Origin of the sequence: Microcoleus sp. PH2017_08_TRC_O_A (genome assembly GCF_020738665.1) — a bacterium.
Classification (GTDB): Bacteria; Cyanobacteriota; Cyanobacteriia; order Cyanobacteriales; family Microcoleaceae; genus Microcoleus.
In genome coordinates, this window is record NZ_JAEQCE010000066.1 from 1 (window position 1) to 20,295 (window position 20,295).

22 protein-coding genes and 1 pseudogene are annotated in these 20,295 nt (G+C 45.9%); 14 read left to right on the forward strand and 9 right to left on the reverse strand.

All coding sequences use genetic code 11. The annotated features are described in order from the left end of the window. The 3 genes from JGK22_RS21675 to JGK22_RS21685 form a co-directional block, all read right to left on the reverse strand. Positions 1-208, reverse strand: a 208-nt coding sequence (locus JGK22_RS21675; RefSeq protein ID WP_293277576.1) for a hypothetical protein, incomplete at its 3' end; no start/stop codon positions are given. Between the two features lie 85 nt (positions 209-293). Continuing rightward, positions 294-455 carry a hypothetical protein gene (locus JGK22_RS21680; RefSeq protein WP_293187092.1) on the reverse strand — a complete coding sequence of 54 codons (162 nt, stop codon included), beginning with the start codon at positions 453-455 and terminating at the stop codon, positions 294-296. 62 nt (positions 456-517) lie between these two features. Beyond that, entirely contained in the window at positions 518-2,458 is a 1,941-nt protein-coding gene (locus JGK22_RS21685) for a serine/threonine-protein kinase (RefSeq protein WP_293187093.1), read from the reverse strand. 94 nt (positions 2,459-2,552) lie between these two features. On the opposite strand from JGK22_RS21685, the gene JGK22_RS21690 reads away from it, so the two are divergent. From JGK22_RS21690 to JGK22_RS21700, 3 genes are all read left to right on the forward strand, one after another. After that, positions 2,553-2,864: a hypothetical protein gene (locus JGK22_RS21690; RefSeq protein WP_293187094.1), complete on the forward strand. Its 312-nt coding sequence runs from the start codon at positions 2,553-2,555 to the stop codon at positions 2,862-2,864. Positions 2,865-2,949: 85 nt separating this feature from the next. Continuing rightward, entirely contained in the window at positions 2,950-3,432 is a 483-nt protein-coding gene (locus JGK22_RS21695; RefSeq protein ID WP_293187095.1) for a 2Fe-2S iron-sulfur cluster-binding protein, read from the forward strand. 38 nt (positions 3,433-3,470) lie between these two features. Then, entirely contained in the window at positions 3,471-3,941 is a 471-nt protein-coding gene (locus tag JGK22_RS21700; protein ID WP_293187096.1) for a phycobilisome protein, read from the forward strand. Positions 3,942-4,040: 99 nt separating this feature from the next. Here the strand turns inward: JGK22_RS21700 and JGK22_RS21705 are convergent, their stop codons facing one another. From JGK22_RS21705 to JGK22_RS21725, 5 genes are all read right to left on the reverse strand, one after another. Next, positions 4,041-5,207 carry a pentapeptide repeat-containing protein gene (locus tag JGK22_RS21705; RefSeq protein WP_293192603.1) on the reverse strand — a complete coding sequence of 389 codons (1,167 nt, stop codon included), beginning with the start codon at positions 5,205-5,207 and terminating at the stop codon, positions 4,041-4,043. A gap of 684 nt (positions 5,208-5,891) precedes the next feature. After that, positions 5,892-6,554, reverse strand: coding sequence for a V4R domain-containing protein (locus tag JGK22_RS21710; protein WP_293185472.1), 663 nt, complete (start codon positions 6,552-6,554; stop codon positions 5,892-5,894). Between the two features lie 190 nt (positions 6,555-6,744). Continuing rightward, positions 6,745-7,218: a phycobilisome protein gene (locus JGK22_RS21715; RefSeq protein ID WP_293185471.1), complete on the reverse strand. Its 474-nt coding sequence runs from the start codon at positions 7,216-7,218 to the stop codon at positions 6,745-6,747. 172 nt (positions 7,219-7,390) lie between these two features. Then, positions 7,391-7,657, reverse strand: coding sequence for a hypothetical protein (locus JGK22_RS21720; protein ID WP_293185469.1), 267 nt, complete (start codon positions 7,655-7,657; stop codon positions 7,391-7,393). 101 nt (positions 7,658-7,758) lie between these two features. After that, positions 7,759-8,460 (reverse strand): V4R domain-containing protein, encoded by a 702-nt coding sequence (locus JGK22_RS21725; protein WP_293185466.1) that lies wholly within the window; start codon positions 8,458-8,460, stop codon positions 7,759-7,761. A 230-nt stretch (positions 8,461-8,690) separates the two neighbouring features. Between JGK22_RS21725 and JGK22_RS21730 the strand changes: the two genes are divergently transcribed. The 11 genes and pseudogenes from JGK22_RS21730 to JGK22_RS21780 all read left to right on the forward strand — a co-directional run bounded on the left by JGK22_RS21730 (position 8,691) and on the right by JGK22_RS21780 (position 18,739). Continuing rightward, positions 8,691-8,861: a hypothetical protein gene (locus JGK22_RS21730; RefSeq protein WP_293185464.1), complete on the forward strand. Its 171-nt coding sequence runs from the start codon at positions 8,691-8,693 to the stop codon at positions 8,859-8,861. A 111-nt stretch (positions 8,862-8,972) separates the two neighbouring features. After that, a pseudogene (locus JGK22_RS21735) lies at positions 8,973-9,095 on the forward strand (hypothetical protein); the annotation flags it as partial. Between the two features lie 105 nt (positions 9,096-9,200). Then, positions 9,201-11,036, forward strand: coding sequence for a caspase family protein (locus JGK22_RS21740; protein ID WP_293185462.1), 1,836 nt, complete (start codon positions 9,201-9,203; stop codon positions 11,034-11,036). A gap of 1,379 nt (positions 11,037-12,415) precedes the next feature. Beyond that, positions 12,416-12,655: a hypothetical protein gene (locus JGK22_RS21745; RefSeq protein ID WP_293148907.1), complete on the forward strand. Its 240-nt coding sequence runs from the start codon at positions 12,416-12,418 to the stop codon at positions 12,653-12,655. Between the two features lie 802 nt (positions 12,656-13,457). Then, positions 13,458-14,663: a transposase gene (locus tag JGK22_RS21750; protein ID WP_293185460.1), complete on the forward strand. Its 1,206-nt coding sequence runs from the start codon at positions 13,458-13,460 to the stop codon at positions 14,661-14,663. Between the two features lie 58 nt (positions 14,664-14,721). Continuing rightward, positions 14,722-14,973 (forward strand): TIGR02450 family Trp-rich protein, encoded by a 252-nt coding sequence (locus JGK22_RS21755; protein ID WP_293185459.1) that lies wholly within the window; start codon positions 14,722-14,724, stop codon positions 14,971-14,973. 65 nt (positions 14,974-15,038) lie between these two features. Then, a complete protein-coding gene (locus tag JGK22_RS21760; protein WP_293185458.1) occupies positions 15,039-15,710 on the forward strand; it encodes a hypothetical protein in 672 nt (223 codons plus the stop codon). A 2-nt stretch (positions 15,711-15,712) separates the two neighbouring features. Further along, positions 15,713-16,387 carry a hypothetical protein gene (locus JGK22_RS21765; protein WP_293313639.1) on the forward strand — a complete coding sequence of 225 codons (675 nt, stop codon included), beginning with the start codon at positions 15,713-15,715 and terminating at the stop codon, positions 16,385-16,387. A 500-nt stretch (positions 16,388-16,887) separates the two neighbouring features. Beyond that, complete coding sequence (locus JGK22_RS21770; protein ID WP_293185456.1) at positions 16,888-17,739, forward strand: ABC transporter ATP-binding protein; 852 nt, start codon at positions 16,888-16,890, stop codon at positions 17,737-17,739. A 94-nt stretch (positions 17,740-17,833) separates the two neighbouring features. After that, positions 17,834-18,349: an SMC-Scp complex subunit ScpB gene (gene scpB / locus JGK22_RS21775; RefSeq protein WP_293185455.1), complete on the forward strand. Its 516-nt coding sequence runs from the start codon at positions 17,834-17,836 to the stop codon at positions 18,347-18,349. Between the two features lie 42 nt (positions 18,350-18,391). Further along, entirely contained in the window at positions 18,392-18,739 is a 348-nt protein-coding gene (locus JGK22_RS21780; RefSeq protein ID WP_293192607.1) for a DUF760 domain-containing protein, read from the forward strand. A gap of 325 nt (positions 18,740-19,064) precedes the next feature. On the opposite strand, the gene JGK22_RS21785 is transcribed toward JGK22_RS21780, so the two are convergent. Then, positions 19,065-20,282: an HhoA/HhoB/HtrA family serine endopeptidase gene (locus JGK22_RS21785; RefSeq protein WP_293313642.1), complete on the reverse strand. Its 1,218-nt coding sequence runs from the start codon at positions 20,280-20,282 to the stop codon at positions 19,065-19,067. Positions 20,283-20,295: the final 13 nt, after the last annotated feature.

A 20,295-nucleotide genomic window follows, 5' to 3' on the forward strand; every position in this document is an offset into this window, starting at 1 on the left:
TCTGTGCCTTAAGTTCGCGGTGTGAACCGCTCTCTCTCTGGCGCTTTATTAATATACTTATTTCGCAAGGGCTTGTCAAGCGTTTTGCGAAAATAATTTCGACTTTTTTTTGAAGCCATGCACCGTATGGGTTTCGGGTGTTCCTTCCGGCTCCCATATCCGATCGCCCCATCTGCTTTAACGCCAGAACCTGCTTTTTTACCCCCATCTCGTTTTTGACAGCCGTCTGTAGAATACTTCAGAGGTGGATATAATTGGATTTAGTCAGAGCTACTAAGACTTTGGTTACGGTGTCAGCCCGATCGCACCCTGTTCACCACAGCACTAGGTGATTGGTCAATCTGATTCATATATATATGAGTAGTGCCTGCATTCGTTGTACTTGACTCAGGGAGATTGGGGTATGCGATCGGATCGATCGCCCACCTGCAAGTCCTAGCCCCACACAAATCCATCGCCCGCAACTACAATCTCCTTAATTACAGCCACCCCCAAACATTTTCAGTTAGACCATTTATCAGCCTTTGAGATTCGATCGCGGGTTAGTCTCCTCAACATCTACATCTAAAAAGTGCAAGTGAGTCTCGGACTCAGTATTGGCAGCAATCACCAAACCTGTGCTGCCCCAAGGGGCGATCGCCCGAGGTGAGGCAGGGCCACTAAAATTGCCTACTTGAATCCCTTGACTGTTTAACACTGCTATCTGCCCCCCAGCATCTGCCAACACCCATCCCCACTTAGTTACACAAGCAGACACAGGCAAACTTTCAAGAGGAATTCGCGCTAGCTTGAGCGGCCACAATTTCATCGACAACACAGCGGCTTTACCACCTTGGGGAATTCCGAGCAAGGTATAAGGCTCAGGTGTCAACAACATCTGTCCGACGCTGGCAGACAACTTTACAGAACCCACTGATGTGCCACGGCGAGTGTAAACTCTAAAAATAGTTTGGGGATTTTTTGGTTCGTTGTCTGGCCAAACGGCTAAAACGTGTCGTCGATCCAAAAACGTTAATTCTGGTAAATAGTGTTCCGGTAACGCCACAGTAGCGATCGGCTTTAGGGCTTTTTCTCGATCGCCCGCAGTGCTATTGTCAGCTAAAGCATAAAAACGCAGTTCGCCGGGAACAGCTACTGTCAACCAGCGACCCTGAGAATCAATAGCAGCTTTAAAAGCATCTGCACCTTGCCTTAAACCCATATCCAGTAGGCACTGAGGCTCCCCAGATCGATCGTCGCCCTGCCAGTAAAGTTTTTGCTGAGTGAGAACGCAGCAGCCGTGGGAAGCAGGTAAAATGCCGCGCACGATTTCCGGCATTAATATAGAAGTCGGCATTTCTTCTGTTGTAACTGCGTGTTGTCCCGGCTGACACCAAACCTTCACCTCTTTACCTATAGAAGCGTAGAGATACTTTTCCGTGGCAATTAAAGCAGTCAGCGGTGCAGGAAGTATTAGCGGTTTTGGCTGCAAAACCGAATAACGAACAGTCCGAAGTAAATTAATAGCCGGCTGTGATGATTTTTCCTCTTCGACTTCCAGCGCAGAGTCAGTGTCCGACTTCAGGCTTTTAGCGTTGTTGGTTGTGGGGTTTTCCCAAGGAACAATGCAGTCGCCCAATTGCCTGACAGCGGGGTCGTACATGATCAGTCGCAGAGCTTGAGCCATTTGGGAAGCACTGGCAAAACGGCGGGCCGGCAGCTTTTCCAAAGATTTTTTGACTATTGCTTGCAACGGTTCGGGGATGGCGTCGGGAAGTTGCAAGCGTTGATTCAGGTGCGCCCACCTCAAGTCTCCGGGGGCTCCGCCGAAAGGGCGGTAGCCCATGAGCAACTCAAACAGCAAAATTCCCACTGCATATATATCTGACATGGGGGAATAAAGACCGTAAAACCGCTCTGGGGCCATGTAAGCGGGGGAACCTACGGTAGCGTCAGGAGAAATTTCTTGGTGGAGGCGAGTTGTACCGATTTCTGGAAGTCGGCGGGCGATGCCAAAGTCAGATAGCCTCGGCGACCAACCTTTGGAGCCTAGAGTGAGGAGGATATTTTCGGGTTTGATGTCGCAATGAACTACGCCTCGGCGGTGGGCGTAGTCTAAGCCTGCTAAAAGTTCCATGACTAGCTGTAAACCTTCGAGCAGTCGCAAGGGACGGTCTTGTTTGAGCAGGTTACGGAGAGTTCCTCCCTCGCAGTAGTCCATAACCAAGTATCTGCCTGTGGCTGTGTGTTCGAGAGCTCGGCAGGTGACAATGTTGGGGTGCTGCAAGGTGATCAGAAACCACAGCTCTCTTAAAAATTCGCTAGTTGGGGCTTTTTGATGGCTGAGTTCTTTGAGAGCAACCAGTTGGCTGGTGAGGCGGGAGTCCTTGGCGGGAGTTTCTCGAACGCTGGCACAAAAAACTCGACCAAATTGCCCTTGTCCGACTAGCCCTAAAATACGGTACTTAGAATGTTGCATCGGTCTAATTATAGAAAAAGCTTGAGCTAGTATTAAAATATGTAAAGAATGCTGACAAAAATTCAATTTTTTGAATCGATCGCCAGGTACTGCTATGTTATCTCAGGTTCATTCTCAGCCTCCGAGGAGCGATCGCACGGTCGCACCTACCAAAATCCTTGAGTTTCGCAGTCAGTATCAATCTTGCCGGATTCGGGTGCCGGATCTGGAACTGCCTGTGGCTGCTATTTTAGTTGATTGTGAGTATTACAGTTTTTTCAAAGCCGTCCAAGAACCATCGAAGGTTTTAGCCATCGTGGCTAAGTTGGCGAATAGGGGTGACTCAACAGCGATTACCAAAACAGCTAGCGGTTATGCAATCTGGGTTAGAGAGCCAGAAGTTGATGCTGTCGTCAAGCCATCTTAGCTTTTTTGAGTGTTAGCCAAATTTTTTTGGCTTTGAATATGTCGATCGCACTTGCATACTGAACTTGACAGGATGAAAAATCAATATGGTTAAAATTATTAGACTCGATCCAATTGCCGAGGAAATGGCAGTGGAAACCCGATCGAATATCCTGGCTGCCTTACTTTCCAAAGACTTAGACGTTCTTAAGGAATGCGGGGGGCGAGGAATGTGCGCTACCTGCCACGTTTACATTAAAGAGGGCATGGAAGGTTTGTCTGACATGAACCGCCGCGAGAGGAGGACGCTGGAGGTCATTACTACAGCGGCATCCAATTCGCGACTTGCTTGTCAGGCTCAAATTATGGGCGAGGGTGTCGTTGTACAGATACCTGCCGGGATGTACATTAATGCTATTGAAAATGTGGAAGCTCTGATCGGTCGCCGAGCTCAGCAAGATTTGTTACACCCAATTACGGGTCAAGTAGTTGTAGAATCGGGAAAGTTAATTACTCGTTCGATCGTTACACAGCTTAATGAAACCCGCTTCCAAGTAGGACAATATTTAGTTCGTACTAAAGAAGCTTAAAACTGATATGTTTGTATTTTAGTAGTTGAGAAAAATCTATGTTGAGCCAACTTGCGCGTTTGAGCACGGAAGCAGACGGACGCTACGCCACTGCCGAAGAGCTGCAATTTTTGAAAGACTACTTTCAGTCTTTAAATCACCGGATGAGCGCTTATAAAAAACTTCAAGCCTCTGAAAAAGAAATTATTCGGCAGGTGGAAGCACAAATGCAGTCTATCGACCCTAGTTTATATCGCCGCGGTTCTCAAGATCTGACTGAAAAGTGCCGTGGAGATGGTGTGCGGGTATTGAGGCATTCGGCGACAGCACTGTTGATTAATGATACTGAACGGTTGCGCGATCGGCTGCTGCTTTGGTTGCAAAGTATTTTAGGCGCTGTTCACAGTCGTAATAGTTCGACCGTGACCTACGATGTCATGAAAAAGGTAATAAAACAATATCTGACTGCTGAAGAAGTCAGCTTATTTTTTCCGATTCTCGACATCAACCGCACTATAGTCGGTAAATAATCAAGGAAAGTCATACCATTTTCGAGCGGGAATGACTGATTACAGAAATGCTTGGAGCAAGGGGCAACGGTTGTATTGTTTTAGCGGACTGGTATCGCATTAACCGTGATAGATTTTGCCGTTAGGAAGAATGGCTCCAAGCAAGTTAACTCCCCCCAAATCCGCCTCACTCAGAATGGCTCCGCGGAGGTTTGCTCCTGTCAAGTCAGCTTTCCGCAAATTGGCTTTACTGAGGTTAGCTTTGCTCAAGTCAATTTCACGCAGGCAAGAATTAGAAAGGTTGGCATTGATCAGGTATGCCCCGCTCAAGTTGGCTTTGCTGAGGTTGGCTCCACTCAAGTTAGCTTCCATCAAATAAGCACCGCTGAAATTGGCTTCGTTCAACAATGCCTCTGCCATATTAATTCCGGTTAAAAGTTTGCGGCTCAAGTCTACACCGCCCAAATCTGCCCCGCTGAGGTTGATACCGCTTAAGTGGCAGCCATTCAAAGTAATCTTTCTGAGGTAGGTTTTGCTCATATCTGCTTTGCACAAATTTGCTCTGTCCAAGCAAGCTTCGCTGAGATCTGATTCGCTCAAACACGCGCTGTTTAAATAAGCTTGAGTGAGGTTAGTTCGCCTGAGGTTAGCTTTGCTGAGGTTGGCTTTGCTGAGTTCGGCACGGGTTAAGTTGGCTCCGGCTAGGTTGGCTTTGGACAATTCGGCTCCGGTGAGCTGTGCGTCGCTCAAGTCTGCCTCTTTGAGACTTGCTAGAGTCAAGTCTGCATCTTTCAAGTTTGCGCCGTTGAGATTGGCTTTAATCAGATAGGCTTTACTTAGATTTGCTTCGCTCAGAACGGCTTTGGTGAGGTTTGCTGCGCTCATATCTGCACCTATGAGATTTGCCTTGGGGAGAATTGCTCCTGTTAGGTTTGCCCAATTCAGGTGAGCTCCCGCTAGGTTGGCGTCGGTGAGATTGGCGTCGGTGAGATTGGCTCCGCTGAGACTTGCTGCCATGAGGTTGGCGCCGGTCAGATTGGCTCCGCTGAGGTCGGCTTTGCTGAGGTTGGCTCGGCTCAGATGGGCTTTTGTGAGGTCGGCTTGACTGAGGTTAGCACCGATTAAGTATGGTCTGTGCTGGTGTTCGTTAAGATTGTCCAAACGTAGAGTTGGGGCATCGCTGGAACGGTATAAATCGATCGGACTCAACACAATGCCGCGCAAGTTGGCCTGTCTAAAATCTCTTTCGCCGGCTGCATATCGATTTAGAAGTTCATTGGCGTCCATTAAGTTTGAGAAAAAAGTTTGAGGTTGTGATTGTTTTTAAATTTTATGAGTTTCTAACAATACTGACAGTTTTTTGAACTGTTATGTAACGTTTTTTTGGCGTTAAACTTCAAGAGTAATTTTTTATCTTGTTAGGCTCCACCACTGATATTAAAAAAAATATCGAGTTCCAGCAGTTGCCTCGATAGGACTTTGAGCATTAAAATTAGCCAAAATTATGTCCGGAGTATTGTTCTAACGTAAGTCATGAATTGTCTAGGTGCGAGTTATAGTCCAATAAGTAACCTGACACAATTAATTACACAAAAAATGCTCGGGAATTACTACTTGGGAAGCTTTGCGAGCATCGCAGTGTAATTAATCTTGTCCAACTACTTAAGCTTGGGTTAAAAAGATAATTTTTATGCCTGCACCTGTTGTTACTTGAGAACCCAAGAAAGTCTTGGTGATTGCTTTCATAACATATCGCTCCCGAAGGGAGCGGGGACAGCAATGAAACGCTTAGCTAACCCAAGCTTATTGAGTTACAGTCAAACTTTTTTGAAATAGCTAGAGCCATTTTTTAAACTCTGTAGATTTTTGATAATTTAACTGTCTGTAATGTTCGATCGTCGGGTGGATAAAATAGCCGCCCAATAACCTAGCTGATAGCTATTAACAATAAACTAATAGCTGTTACACGAGTCAGTTTTTTTGGCAAAGCTGACTGATAATAGCTTCATGAGCTTGTCCTTCTTCGACCATAGAATCTGCCGGTTGGAGGCGATCGCGCAGTCCTAAAATAAAGCGGTTGCAGTCCGAACCCAAGGATTCGCAGGAGGTTTGCAGGCAGTGGAGTTCCCGACCTGTAAGCTGACTAAAGAAGGAACTTAAGATGCCTGCTTCTAAATAACAGGCCGGCCGCTTCGACTTGGGAGCTGTTTTAGCAAAAAGAGAGTTACCAATCTTTACTATTAAAAATCCCTGTTCGGAATAGCTGGGGTCAAATTCAAATTTTCCCCATCCGTGAGTTTTCCAGCACTGTTGCAAGGACTGAATAAATTCTACCATTTCCATTTCGGAAACTGGCTGGCCGTAGTATTCGCTGACTTCTTCGCAAAAGCGCACGTAGAAGTTTTTCCCCCACCAACGACCGCAGTTGAAAAGCACGAGGCGGGCGGCTTGGCCTGTTTCTTGTTCTAAGCCGATATAAATGGCTTGAATCAGTGTTTCTGGGAGGGCTATGAGCCGATCGCCCCGGCGGTTTTCGAGCAGGCCTAGTTCGAGGTCGCCTCGGACGTAGGCATCGCTGGCAAAGTAGTTTCCAGGGAGGCGGGGCTGTTTGAGCAAGTCGGCAATATTAATCATCGGTAATCGGCAATGGGGACGTGGAAGGAAGACGGAAGAGGTTAATTATTATCGATGTAGGAAATTTGGATTTGGCAATTGATTGTTTGTAAAAAAGGAGTTATGAGGGTTAAGTTTAAAATTAAATTTATTACTTATAACTCATAATTTATGGTTCCTGAATTACATTTTTTAAAGTATTACCTGTTGCCTATTCTTTATTGCCTTGGTCAACAATCATTGATTTTGCTTGGTCAAAGAATGGTTGCAATAATGCTCTTGCTTGCTCGGAAAGCAGTTCTTTTAAACGAGTTTGCAACATATTGCAAACAGTTGCTTCGATTTTTTGAGTTTGGTGGGCTTCGACTATACCGGAAACCCAGTCGAGAAGTCGCTGTTCGAGAAAATCTCGATCGTTCAGCAGCATGGCCATGGCGCAGTAACGCAAGACTAAAACCCAGTGTTTGAGCGATCGTTCTAAGTTTTCTTCTTTTTCGTCGGGGAATTTTTCTTGTAGCTTGTTGGCTATTGGTTGGAAGATGCTTGCTTCCTTCTCTCGCAAAAATTCGTAAATTTTCAAGCGCTGGGCGAGGATTGCAGCTTGACGCTTAAAGGCTATGAGTTCTTCGCCTTTTAGAAAGCGGGTTTCTGCCTGATCCAGCAGGGCCTCAATCTCAGGGTGCATGATTTTAATTAATTGGTAATCGGTAATTGATAAAAGGAAGTCAGTTGACAGTTGACAGTTGACAGTTGACAGTTGGCAGTTGGCAGTTGGTAATAGTTTTCGTAATTACCACCAATAACAAATAACAACTAACCAATATTAACTATTGGCCATTTCCAATTCCCCACGCAGATTAAAAGAGGTCGAATAGATCGTCAATGGTGACTTCGGCAGGTTCAGAAATAGAAATTGCTGGCAAGGGTGGCGGTAGGGGTAGGGCGCCTACTTCGGGAATTCCTTCCCAAGAAATAGCTTGAAAAAAGTCTGCTACCGATCGCGTTAAACTCAGCGCTTGACCAGAAGTCGAGCCATTTTGGGTTTCTAAAGGTTGTCCCAGCCAATTATAGTGACCAAAGAAGTCTTGGACAGACTTACCCAACCATGAAGTTTGACTTTTCATCTTTCTTCCTGCCTGGAGATACCCACCATCGGTCGCTATGCGTGCGATCGCGAAATTGGTGGGAGGAAAGGCAGGGCAGAGGATGTGCCTTTCCAGGTTGTTTACCGCAATATTTCACCGTGTTGCAGTCGATTTTGAATATCGCGGGCGTTGGCACCTTCGTTGAGCCAGAATGCTGCTGCATCAATTTTGTCTGGGTTGCCGAGGAGGAATTTACAATAGGTTTCTCCCATTGAGTAACATTGGAGTTCTATGCAACTGAGAGGCTTTTTGACTAGAGCTCCGAAGAAACCGGCGAACAAACCGGCGTATAGGTGACAAACTGGTTTGCCTACGTCGCCCAAAGTTCGAGCAACTGCTGAGTCAAATAGGTTGATGAAGATGCAGCCATGTTTGCGATCGCTCATGTCAACTTCCCAGCGACCCCAACCTTGAGCAGTGAAAGGCCACCACCAAGTTTCTAGCAGGAACATCAGATTCGACTGGCGAATGTTCTGGCTGAATTCGGCGCTAAACCATTTTTGAAAAAATTCGGAATCTTGCAGCCCCCACTGGCAACCAATAGTATACATGATGACAGAGGACGCCGGGCCTACTTCTTCTTCGAGTCCCTCCACTAAACCGATGATGAAGTCTTCGCTGGTAAAAATGTTGCGGGACTTATTCCAGTCGTTAATTGTACCAAACTCGCGATCGAAGGCAAAAAAATCCTGAAACCTATAATGGTTGTGAGTTTTAGGATGCTTTTGCTTCAATAGCGATTCCCTGTGGGTGGATATTTCTTTTGGGGCGGTAGAGACCATTGGCGCTTTACTCCTGTTTGGTGTAGTTTGCTGAAAATTAGTTCACATAGAACAAATAAACTGACCTGTGTATTCAATTTAACGTCATTTTATGAATGCAGGCAGAGGGTATAATTTTTGACTGCAATATAGTAGGAGTATCAGATACTTCAGTTCTGCCTTCGGACAACTACTTATCTGACTAAGGAGGCGAAAGTCGTTTTAACGTTAAACGGCGATGTGTTATCGTTTTGTGCAAGCTTGACCATCGAATCCAACCCTGGTTCGCCGAGGCGTCAGCAGCCACAAACAGAAAGAAGAACGATCGAGGTAAGCGGACTAAGCGAAAGTCGCTCTACCGAGATGCTAAAGCACCGGAAGGTCGGTTGGCTACCAAAACAGCAGCAGCGATGGTAGCATGAGCTGCATACCGTTTCTTTCAAACGTTGAAGCATCAAGCATCTAAACGTGGATGTATTGTAGTAGACGTAATGGAAGAATATAGATCTAAAAGCTGTTGAAAGTGTGGACAGAGCCACACAAAATTACCAGGTAACAAACAATTTGTTGCCCCTGAATGCGGTCACGCAATTGGTCGTGAGATAAATGGCGCCTTTAACATTTTGTTAAAGCCTTTGAGAGATACCTCCGCGTAGTCGTGAGATTGCATCTTACCACATCGCGCCATACACAGTAGAGGCTGATTGCCAGCCTCTACTGGGTTAAATGTATCTGTCCACTATATATATAGGGCATATGGGATGAAACATCACGCTTGTATTGCAATAGGCATCAATCAATATCAGTTACTCCAGCCTTTGAGTTATGCACAAGAGGATGCAGAGGCACTTTACGGTTTTTTGACTGAGGAGGCTGGTTTTGCGCCGGATGGATGTCTGTTGATGACGGATAGCTCGCCGTCGCTGTGGGGTCAATCTACGTATCCGAATCGGGAAAATATTCTGAAATTGACCGAAAGCCTCTGCGCGGAACATTTACAACACGGAGATTTACTTTGGTGTTTTTTCAGCGGCTACGGTGTCAGCTATGAAGGTAAGGATTATTTGATGCCTGTTGATGGCAATCCGGCTGACATTCAGGGTACGGGGATTCCGGTAGAGTTGCTGTTGAATACTCTGAAAAATGCTCCTACGGAAACGGTGTTGGTGCTGGTGGATATGAACCGCAGCCAGACAGTGAAGGCGGGGGAAACGATCGGCACTCAAACGGCAGAGCTGGCCCGGGAACTGGAAATCCCGACGGTGCTTTCTTGCCGCCCGAATCAAGTTTCGCGCGAAACTTCTGCTCTGCGTCAAGGATTTTTTACGACGGCGCTTTTAGAGGGGCTGCGATCGGGACAGTGCATGACGCTTAAGGGTTTAGACCGTTTCTTGAGCGATCGGCTACCGGAGCTGTGCGACCACCATTTGCGTCCCAAACAAGAACCTTTGATGGTGGTGAATCCTCCTGGAAAGGCTCATTTGGTGATTTTGCCTGATGCTGCTGGGGTGCCGACTTCTGCATTGGCCGGACGCAACGGCAATATGACGGTTGCGATGGCTGATGGGATCGATCGCCCGCAAATGGCTGTGGCTACTGCTCAAATGGAGGTGCCCGAGGCAACTCGCAACGCGGTTGATGCCTCGGTTGAGAGGACTCCTGTGTCGCAGCCGAATGCTGTCAGACCAGGAAGCGGTGGGGGGGGCGATCGACCGAACTCGCAACAGCCCGAGGATACGGATAACGGGGGATCGGATAAGTCATTTTTACAGCAGTTAGTTTTGTGGAGTGGAGCTACCGCTTTGGTGCTGCTGTTGGGTGTTTTTCTGACGAACAAATCGATTTTTATCGGTCAGCAGGAAGGAGATTCTCGATCGCCTGCTGAGAATGCCCAAAACCCCGGGACTCAAAAATCTGCTGGTGGTGGAGTGGCGCAGAACCAACCGCGCGCGGTACAAGCAGCGACTGATAGCAAGCAGCCTCCCTCAAGCCAGCAGGTGTGGGCTGAGGCAAAAACTTTCCTCAAGGATGGTTCTGCTTCTAGTTTTAATAGAGCGGTGGTTAAGGCTCGAACGATTCCGCCTAGCGATCCGCTCTACCCGCAGGCTCAGCAGGATATTGAGCGCTGGAGTTTGGTGATTTTGGATATTGCTAACGGGCGGGCTGCTAGGGGCAATTTCTCCGGGGCGATCGGCGCGGCTAAATTAATGCCTGATGTGAATCAAGCGGTTTACAATCAGTCGAAACAGGCGATCGTTCAGTGGGAGGAGCTATCCAAAGAGCAGGATGTCAATGCTGCTTTGCTATCGGCGGCTGCGAGTCAAATTAAGCGGGGGGCTGCCTCTTCCTACAGTAAAGGCATCCAGCAAGCGAATAAAATTCAGCCCGGTCAGCCAAAGCATGAAGAAGCTCAGCAGTTGATTGGAGAGTGGAGCGGAGCTATTCTCAAAATTGCTCAGTTGCGTGCCTCTCAAGGAAAGTTGAAAGAGGCAGTTGAAGCTGCTTCGCTGGTGCCGTCGGGTACTAAGAGTTATGAGCCGGCTCAAAAGGCGATCGCCAATTGGAAAACTAAGCTGCAACGCCAGAAAAAAGGTTGATTTAGTTAATGATTTTCCGGTTTACCACCGGGAAATTATCTTAGCTAGGGGGTCAAGATAGGTATAGCAATCCATACCTCTTGATAGTGCAAGAAGATAACGACACATCGAGCGTATTAAACAATAATATCATGGACTATTTCCCCTTCGCAGAGCCAGCGAGAGGGGATTTTATATGCTATCAGGTCGATGCCTTTTGCGAAACTAAAACATATTGTAGATGCGTGTTAATCAATATTTATCGTGTACGTCCAATATTTCCAAAACCTCCATAGACCAGCCTCTCCAGACTCAAAAGCCAGGTTTGTTTTTACCGCAATGATGGCTGTAACGATGGTTTTATGAAAAAATGATTGATGCCAAAATCCTCAATAAGTCAGCTTAAATCTAAAATTATTTTTTTATTTTGGCATTAATTGCTTCTGTTTTGCTGTAATTCGATACTTACTCTTAAGTTTAGGAACTAGCAAATTCCGCCATATATAACTGCTATTGACTACCAAATGCGAAGGTGAAATCGGGATTTTAAAGATTGAGGGTGTGGGTATTGCCGTATTGATTTGTTTGACCCATCTTTTTGGCTGTTAGGAGCGAGTGACGGATGGGAAAAAATTGAAAATTGTGCTGTTTTTAAATTATTAGAATTAATCACTCTGTTATAAATTATACAAAATTAGCCGCAACTCGCAATTGTCGTCGGTGTGCGATCGTCCCCAATGAATTTAGAAAACAAATTCATCGCCACAGAGAGCAAAATGTATCGACTCAGAAGTTCCGAGTCTTAGTTGGTGCGGACATCATAAAGCTGCCTTAATTAACACAAATCATGGCTTTGGAAGAATAGCCAAAAAATATATCATCTATAAACAAGAATTAACACTTGCTCGCTTATGGTAGCCCCCGTAACAATACGTATGCCTAAAGTTATAGTCCACAGCAAGGCATATGCGGGGATCTAAATCAATAGGGTGAGGTGGTAGTGTCTGGGTGTTAAGAGGGGCGATGTAAGAGGAATTTTTGGCGATCGATCCCTTCCCTATGGGGGAGGCTAAAACGTAAGAAGGCAAGGATCTGGAGACTGTGCTGAATTTTTTGAGTCCCGGAGAGTAGCGTTAGCACTAAACTCTGCATTATTGTAGGAGGCTAGGTAAATTTGTAACAGTTCTTAACTATGGAAAATTCTGTCAAAACTGCTAGCATGGTGACACTTTTGCTAGCAAAAACAGATAAAGTAAATAAAGTTGGCTAGCTCTAGAGGCCCCGATCCCCATCCCGGGGATCTTGAATCAATTGGATTCGTACCAAGTGGTTTTAGAGTTACAATTGGAACCAAAGCATCGCTATTTAACTGAGTTCTTTAGTTACTTTTACTTTCTGCTATGAACGTGGATTTTATCAAAGCCCAAGTCAGGTTGCTACAGGGTGCAAGTTCATCGGAGCGAGAAACCCTTATTAAAAACATCGGCGTCTGTGCTGGCGTGATCAGACCCGGAGAGTACGTGACTCCACAGCGGAAGCACGCCATCACTCTCTGGCTGCAAACAAATGCAGTGCGACTCCGGCTTCCCCAGCTTCCTCTGGATTTATCGGGCCACAAGCCTTCACACGGAAGTAATTAAGGGGCAGCAACAGAATCAGATAAATTAGTCAATCTTGTCTAAAAGTGCTTTTTTGTTGAACCCTACAGGGTCAATGAGACACAATTCGGATTGAAAAAATGTTTGTAGGGAGAGTTGAACCCGAAAAATGCCTGCGGATCGGAAGCGGCCCACCGCTTTGGCAGACACAGGAAGTGAGCGTCAAACCTGCTCTAAAAGTAGATTTGAGTAAGTTTCGCAGAACGGGGTTATTGTCCACAACTAAAACCTGGGTTATTTGCTTTTAGATTTGAGATTCAAGATTGAGTTCGTGCTGGATAAATTTGCTATTTGTCGATCGGCTGAAAAATCAACCCTATCGAATAGGTATAACTAATTACACGGGCAGTCGCGAGACTGCCTTTATTTTTGAGTCCCGCGACGAAACTCCTGCAAGTTACAATAAACCCATCTACTTGCAGACAGAGTAAAGAGTTGGGAGTTCTCCTCTATTAAATACTGAGCAACTGTCGCAGGTATGAATTTCACGCGGTACAGCATTTGTAGAAGGGCCGGCAACAATCTGAAATTTTTGTCCGGGTTAGGCGTGGGAGTCGGGCTGGACGGTAACGGTTGGAGATGTGGAACTTTCTGAGGGAGGATATCCGGTGAATGACTTGAACTAAGGAACAATTTTTATTTATGATATTAATATCATCCCACAGAAAAAGTTATCAGAAAATTGGGTTTCAAATCCCGTCCTTATAGGACGGCTTTGATATTTTACGGGAAGTTTTTTCTGCTTGTAGTATACTAGAATAAGCGTAAAATCGCGGGAGAATCAATGCTAGTCCTTGAATACAAAGTCAAAGCAAAACCATCTCAATATCGAGCGATCGACGAAGCGATTCAGACGGTGCAATTCATCCGCAACAAATCAATTCGTTACTGGATGGACGCATCAAGGGAAGACAAGATAGATCGATTTGCTTTGAACAAGTATTCTACAAAACTGCGCCAAGAATTCGCCTTTGTTAAAGAGCTTAATGCGATGGCAGTACAAGCTGCTGCCGAGCGGGGATGGCTGTCTATATCTCGATTTTACGACAACTGTAAAAAGAAAAAACCGGGTAAAAAGGGCTACCCAAAATTTCAGCGATCCAATCGCTCGGTTGAGTACAAGACAAGTGGATGGTCGCTAATTCCAACCAAACGGCGTATCACCTTTACCGACAAGAAGGGTATCGGAGAGCTAAAGTTGCTGGGTAAATGGGACATCCATACTTATCCAGTAGTAGCTATTAAACGAGTGAGATTGGTGCGCCGTGCCGACGGCTATTACTGTCAGTTTTGCGTCGATGTTGAGTGTCGAGATATTCAGCCTCTTTCAGGGAAAGAGATCGGTTTAGATGTTGGTTTGGAATCTTTCTACACAGATTCCAACGGATATCACGAACCCAATCCTAAATTCTTGAGAAAATCTGAACCTGACATCAAGCACGCTCAACGTCGCATTTATAAAAAACAGAAAGGATCGAACAACCGCCGTCAAGCAAGGGCTAGATATTCCAAGAAACATTTAAGGGTAAGTAGGCAACGGAATGAACACGCTAAGAGATTGGCGCGTAACGTATGCAAATCTAACGATTTAGTAGCCTACGAAGACTTAAAAATTAGCAATATGCTCAAAAACCACTGCTTAGCTAAATCTATTGCAGACGCTAGCTGGTATCTATTCAGAATGTGGATTCACTATTTTGCTACCAAGTTTGGAAAACTAGCTGTTGCTATTCCCCCTCACTACACGAGTGCTGAGTGCAGCCAATGCAAACGAGTTGTCAGAAAGTCTCTGAGTGCTAGAACTCATGTTTGTGTTTGCGGCTGTAACCTGCACAGAGATACAAACGCGGCTATCAACATTTTGCTTAAAGCAAAATCTAGGGGAGGACATCCCCAAAGTAACGCTGGGGGAGTTGTAACCTCTACTCTACTTGGGGCAACCCTGGTTGAGCAAGTTGCGACTGTGAACCTAGAATCCCCGCACTTATAGGGCGGGGAGTGTCAATGCAATTAACTTGCTTTCTCATATATTTGTCAACAAAAACACTGTGCCGAAAAAACAAAAATTTCCTTATTTAGTTGGTTCCCGATGGACTTCTCACCAAAAAACTTGGGGGTGGCGGCACTTTCAAGTAGTCAACAGAAAAAACGAAGGTCAATGGGTTTTTGCGGAAATGGTGGCGGCTTGCGATCCAAATGTCCGTTTCTGGCTGAACGCCAAACAGCTCAAAGATCGATCGCTCTGGCAAGCTGGATGGCAGTCTACACAAGAATTAGAGGAATTAGAAGCGGTAGAGTAAAAGATAGCGTTTTGGGGGTAGAGTGAGTTAGAGATTGGTCATGGTAATCGCAAGAGGGTGAAGTAATGAAAAAAAAAGTTGTGTTCTTGGTGTGTTTGCTAATTAGTGCTGGATTGGGCGGTGCAGTTGTCGGAAAGTCGATCGCAATTCCAATTCGCTCTCTTCCCAATACTCTGTCTGCCGATATTCCAACTCCCGCAGCAGACTTGTCCGGCTTAGTCCTGACTTTACAAGACTTGCCCGCAGGTTTTACAGAAATGCCACCTGCGAGTCTCAAAAGAATGGGCACTGGTACGCCTGACTTTAAACCAGCAAGCGTGTTTGGCTATCAAAAGAGTGATGACCAGCAGTTTCAAATAGTCATGGGATTTACAACACAACTGCCCAACGCAATCGATCGATCTCAATTTGATGCAGGAGTCCGTGAAGAGAAAGTTGCACAAGAGTTCTCTAAAGGTTTAAACAGTAGCAACAAGGAATTTAATTTTGCTAATGCTATGCCTTTAAGTTTAGAAGATAAGATTGGCGATGTATCGAGTGGATGGAGAAGTCAAGGAAAAATACGAGGTTTACTCATCAATGTCGAACTCGTGCTGTTTCGGCGGGGAAAAATAGGAAGTTTTGTCGCAATTATCTATCTCGACGGCAAACAACCCACTATGACAAGTAGCTCGACCGCGCGGCAACTAGACAAGCGCATCATGGAACTGAAACCTGACTTAACTCAACCGCAATAAGAATGAAAAAAAAACTTGTGTTCTTGGTATGTTTGCTCATTAGTGCTGGATTGGCCAGTGCGCTTGGCAAAGAGTCGATCGCAATTCCAATTCGCTCTCTTCCCAATACTCTATCTGCGGATATTCCAACTCCCGCAGCGGACTTGCCCAACCTAGTCCTGACCTTACAAGACTTACCCGCAGGTTTTGTAGAGATGCCACCTGCGACCATGCAAAAACTGGTCAGCGGTCTCCAGATATTGAAACCAGCAAGTGTGTTTGGTTATAACAAAAACGACGACCAGCATTTTCAAATAATCCTAGGATTTACACAAAAACTGACCAACCAGATCGAGCGAGCTAAATTTGACGCAGATATGCGTGAAGATGTTTTTGCTAAAGAGTTCTCCAAAGGTTTAAACAGTAGTGGTAAGAATGAATATCAATTTACTAATCTTACTAATTTAACTTTAGAAGAAAAGATTGGGGAGGTATCGCGTGGGTGGACAAATCAAGGAAAAATACAAGGTGTGACGATGAATCTCGAAATCGCGGTATTTCGACGGGGAAAAATAGGAAGTTATCTGATGATTCTGTATGTTGATGGCAAGAAACCCGCTATAACAATGAGTTCAGTCGCGCGCCAACTTGACAAGCGGATCGTGGAACTGACCCCTGACTTAACTCAACCGCAATAAGCGGGTAATGCCAGCGTTCAACAGTTGACAGTTGACAGTTGACAGTTGACAGTTTGAGAGCGACCTCTACCTAGAAGGAAGAGGATTGAAGTAATGAATAGTCTGATTTTAATTTCTCCCGATCGGGGAGAGGCATTCAACCAATTCTTTCTGATAAAAAAATCAGCCTGATACCTGAGGGTGAGACTCAGATTGGTTGCCCTAACAAGATTCTTCGTTAAAAATAGCATAAAAACCTAATTTTTATGCTATTTTTAACGATGAGTGTTACCAGAAAATTTAGTCGATCGCACTTGTTGCTGCATCCAGAGATGATATCATGTCTGTTGAATTGCCCGCCATCAAATTTTGTCGTTTGGTTGGGGCAGGTTGATAGATATTATTGTGGATGTGAATCTGAGATTGTTAGTAAACCCGCCACAAGTATTATGGTTGATTGACCAGGCAAACTCTGGCCCAGAAACAAGAGATCGATCGCAATAATTGATACAAAAATACCTATGACTGCCGCTGTTTCCCTGCAAAATGCCTGCAAAATCTACAACAAAATTCCTGTTGTCAATGACCTTTCGTTCACGATTGAAGCCGGAGAAATGTTCGGTCTCCTGGGCCCCAACGGTGCCGGAAAATCGACGACAATTCGGATGCTGACTACGCTGACTAAACCCAGCAGCGGTCAAATTCAGGTAGCTGGATATGACGTGATGCGTCAAAGCTTGCAAGTTAAACAGTCCATCGGCGTTGTGTTGCAACAAACTAGCGTTGATAATGAGCTTTCTGTATGGGAAAATATGGAGTTTCACGGGCGGATGCACCACATCCCCAACCCGAAACGGCAACAGTTGATTAAACAGTGGTTGGGATATGTAGAATTAGCAGAAAGACGGGATGATTTAGTCAAAACTTTGTCGGGTGGAATGAAGCGGAGGTTGCAAATTGCCCGATCGCTTTTGCATGAACCGGAAATCTTATTTTTGGACGAACCGACTGTAGGGTTAGACCCGCAAACGCGGCGCAGGTTGTGGGAAATTATTCTAGATTTGAACAAGCAGGGGATGACTATGCTGTTGACGACGCATTATATGGATGAGGTAGAGTATTTGTGCGATCGCATCGGGATTATGGACGGCGGTAAGTTGATTCAATTGGGAACGCTAGCGCAACTGCGGCAAGAACACGGTCAAGGGTTGGTGATGAAGCAAATAGGCGATCGCTGGGACTACAAGTTTTTCCCGACTTTGGAAGAAGCGAATTTTTATCTGGATGCGAAAGAGGATAAGACTGGTATGATGGTTCGTCCTTCTAATTTAGAGGATATATTTGTAGAACTGACTGGCAGACAGTTAGATTGATTAATGTCTAATTGCTTTTTTCCGGTTCTCCTAGATAACTCCATCCTTCTCAATTCAACACTCACCGTCTCTATTTCTAATTACAAATTCCCCAATGACTCGTTTAGCCACAACAATAGAAGCCATACTTTATTTAAAAGGTCAGCCGGTGTCGCTGGTAGAGATTGCCGAGATTGCTAAGTGCGATCGATCCGAAGCCGAAGATGCGATTATCGAGCTCATGTCTGACTCTTCCCACCGCGACAGTGCCCTAGAAGTCGTCGAAACCCCGACAGGATACAGCCTGCAACTCAGAGACGAGTTTGCGAGTTTAATGCAAACTTTAATACCCCCAGAATTAGGTGTTGGGGCTTTGCGGACGCTGGCGGCGATCGCCCTCAAAGGTGGCATCACGCAGCCAGATTTAGTTAATTTGCGGGGTTCGGGGGCTTACCAACAAGTGCAGGAACTGGTAGAAATGGGTTTTGTGCGGAAACGAAAGCCAACGGATGGGCGATCGTACTGGCTACAAGTTACCGAAAAATTTCACCGGTATTTTCAAGTAGACCAATTGCCCAAACAATTACAACTTGACTTTCAGGCAAATTTGTACCCAAGCAATGAGGAGTAGTTTGAAGTAGAATGTAGCAAGCCAGAAATTAAGAATCGCCAAATGGTTTTTCACCCTGACTTTGATAGTTCCAATGCCCAACAAACCGCAGTCAATCCACTTCTGAAGTACCTCCAGCACCAATCCCCGGAGGTTCTAGCCCGCATCGCCAAGTCCGCCAGCCCAGAAATCAGAGAAATTATCTCTCATAACGTTCAAGGACTTGTCGGCGTCCTGCCTTCAGAGAATTTTAACGTCGAAATTACCACAGACCGCGAAAACTTAGCAGGTTTGCTAGCTTCAGCGATGATGACAGGCTATTTTCTGAGACAAATGGAGCAGAGGATGTACCTAGAAGAAAATTTAGCAAGCACGAGTTCGATTCAACCAAACCCTACCAAAGAAAAGTAACAAAGAGCGGCGGCTTGGGGAAGCCAGAAAGATGAAACTTGTTGACAAAATAAACATTCCTGGACGGACAGCGAATTAAGAAACCGGGTTTTTAATCCTGTATACCTGGCGATACACGGATGATTTGGGTAGCAAAACCCGGTTTTTGCGTCTAGGACTATCCAGCATCAGATTTGTTTTTCAACTCCACCGCTTGAACTTAGGAATGAGAATTAAATAACTTACAATTTTTATGGTTCTTGTGGGAAGGGCGTCCCGCCCTTCCAGAAAGGACGGGCGGGACGCCCTTCCCACAAATATGTGTAAATTATTTAATTCGCGATCCTTAACCACCGGTTGGACTCCCCGATATGGGAAAAGCACCTGGACGTACTTTAATTTTCTGAACTTGACCGAAACGGTTAATTTCCACTTCGAGTTCTTTGCCCACAGCAGTGTTTTCCACCCGTTCTTGTACGTCCCCGGGAGTGTTGACCGCAATTCCGTCAATTTTTTGGATGACATCTCCAGCGCGCAAGTCGGCTTGTTTGGCAGGGGAATTTTCCACGACTCTCGTCACGGCTACGCCTCGATCGATCGTAATTTTATTATCGAGTTGTTTGTTGACTTCTGCCTTGGTGGCGGGAGTCAAGCTGAGCATTTGAATGCCGAGATAGGGATGTTCTGCTTTACCTTTGGCGAATAACTGATCTGACACTCGTTTGGCGGTTTCGATCGGAATTGCAAATCCCAAGCCTTGAGCGTCGGCGCGAATGGCGGTATTGATGCCAATTACTTCGCCTTGGTCGTTCAGTAGCGGGCCCCCTGAATTGCCGGGGTTGATGGCGGCGTCGGTTTGGATGAACCGGACTCGTTTGTCGGGGATGCCGACTTGGGAACTGGTTCTACCCGTGGCGCTAATAATGCCCACAGTCACGGTATTGTCGAGACCTAAAGGATTGCCGATCGCGATCGCCCACTGTCCGGGTACAATATTGTCCGATCGACCCAAAGTCACCTGCGGGAGTTCCTTGGCATTAATTTTCACAACAGCAACATCCGTCAGCGGATCGACGCCCTGCACTTTACCCTCAAACTCGCGGCCGTCTTTGAGCGTCACCTTCACAGTATCCGTTCCGGAGACGACGTGAGCATTAGTCACAATGCGGCCGTCAGCAGTGAGAATAAACCCCGAACCGGTACCCCGCTTGGTTCGTTCTTCCGGCTTGGGCAAATTGTCCCCAAAAAATCGGCGAAATAAAGGATTGTTGAAAGCTTCGGGGACTTGATTTGTCACCTTAGTCGATGCGTCAATCCGCACTACAGCCGGGCCGACTTTTTCGGCTGCTTCAGCAATAAAATTGGGATTGCTGCGATCGACTGGGCGATTTTCCTGAACAGGAGGAGACACATAGGAGGGGATTTGCTGGCGCACCACGGGCAAAACTGATCCGGTTTCTGGATTGTTTGAGCCTTGTAGATAGCGATTCCCCAACCATCCGATGCCTCCCCCAACAGACAGCAAAGTGACATAAAGGGTCAACTGCTTAAAAGATAAACTCATATTTAACAACTCC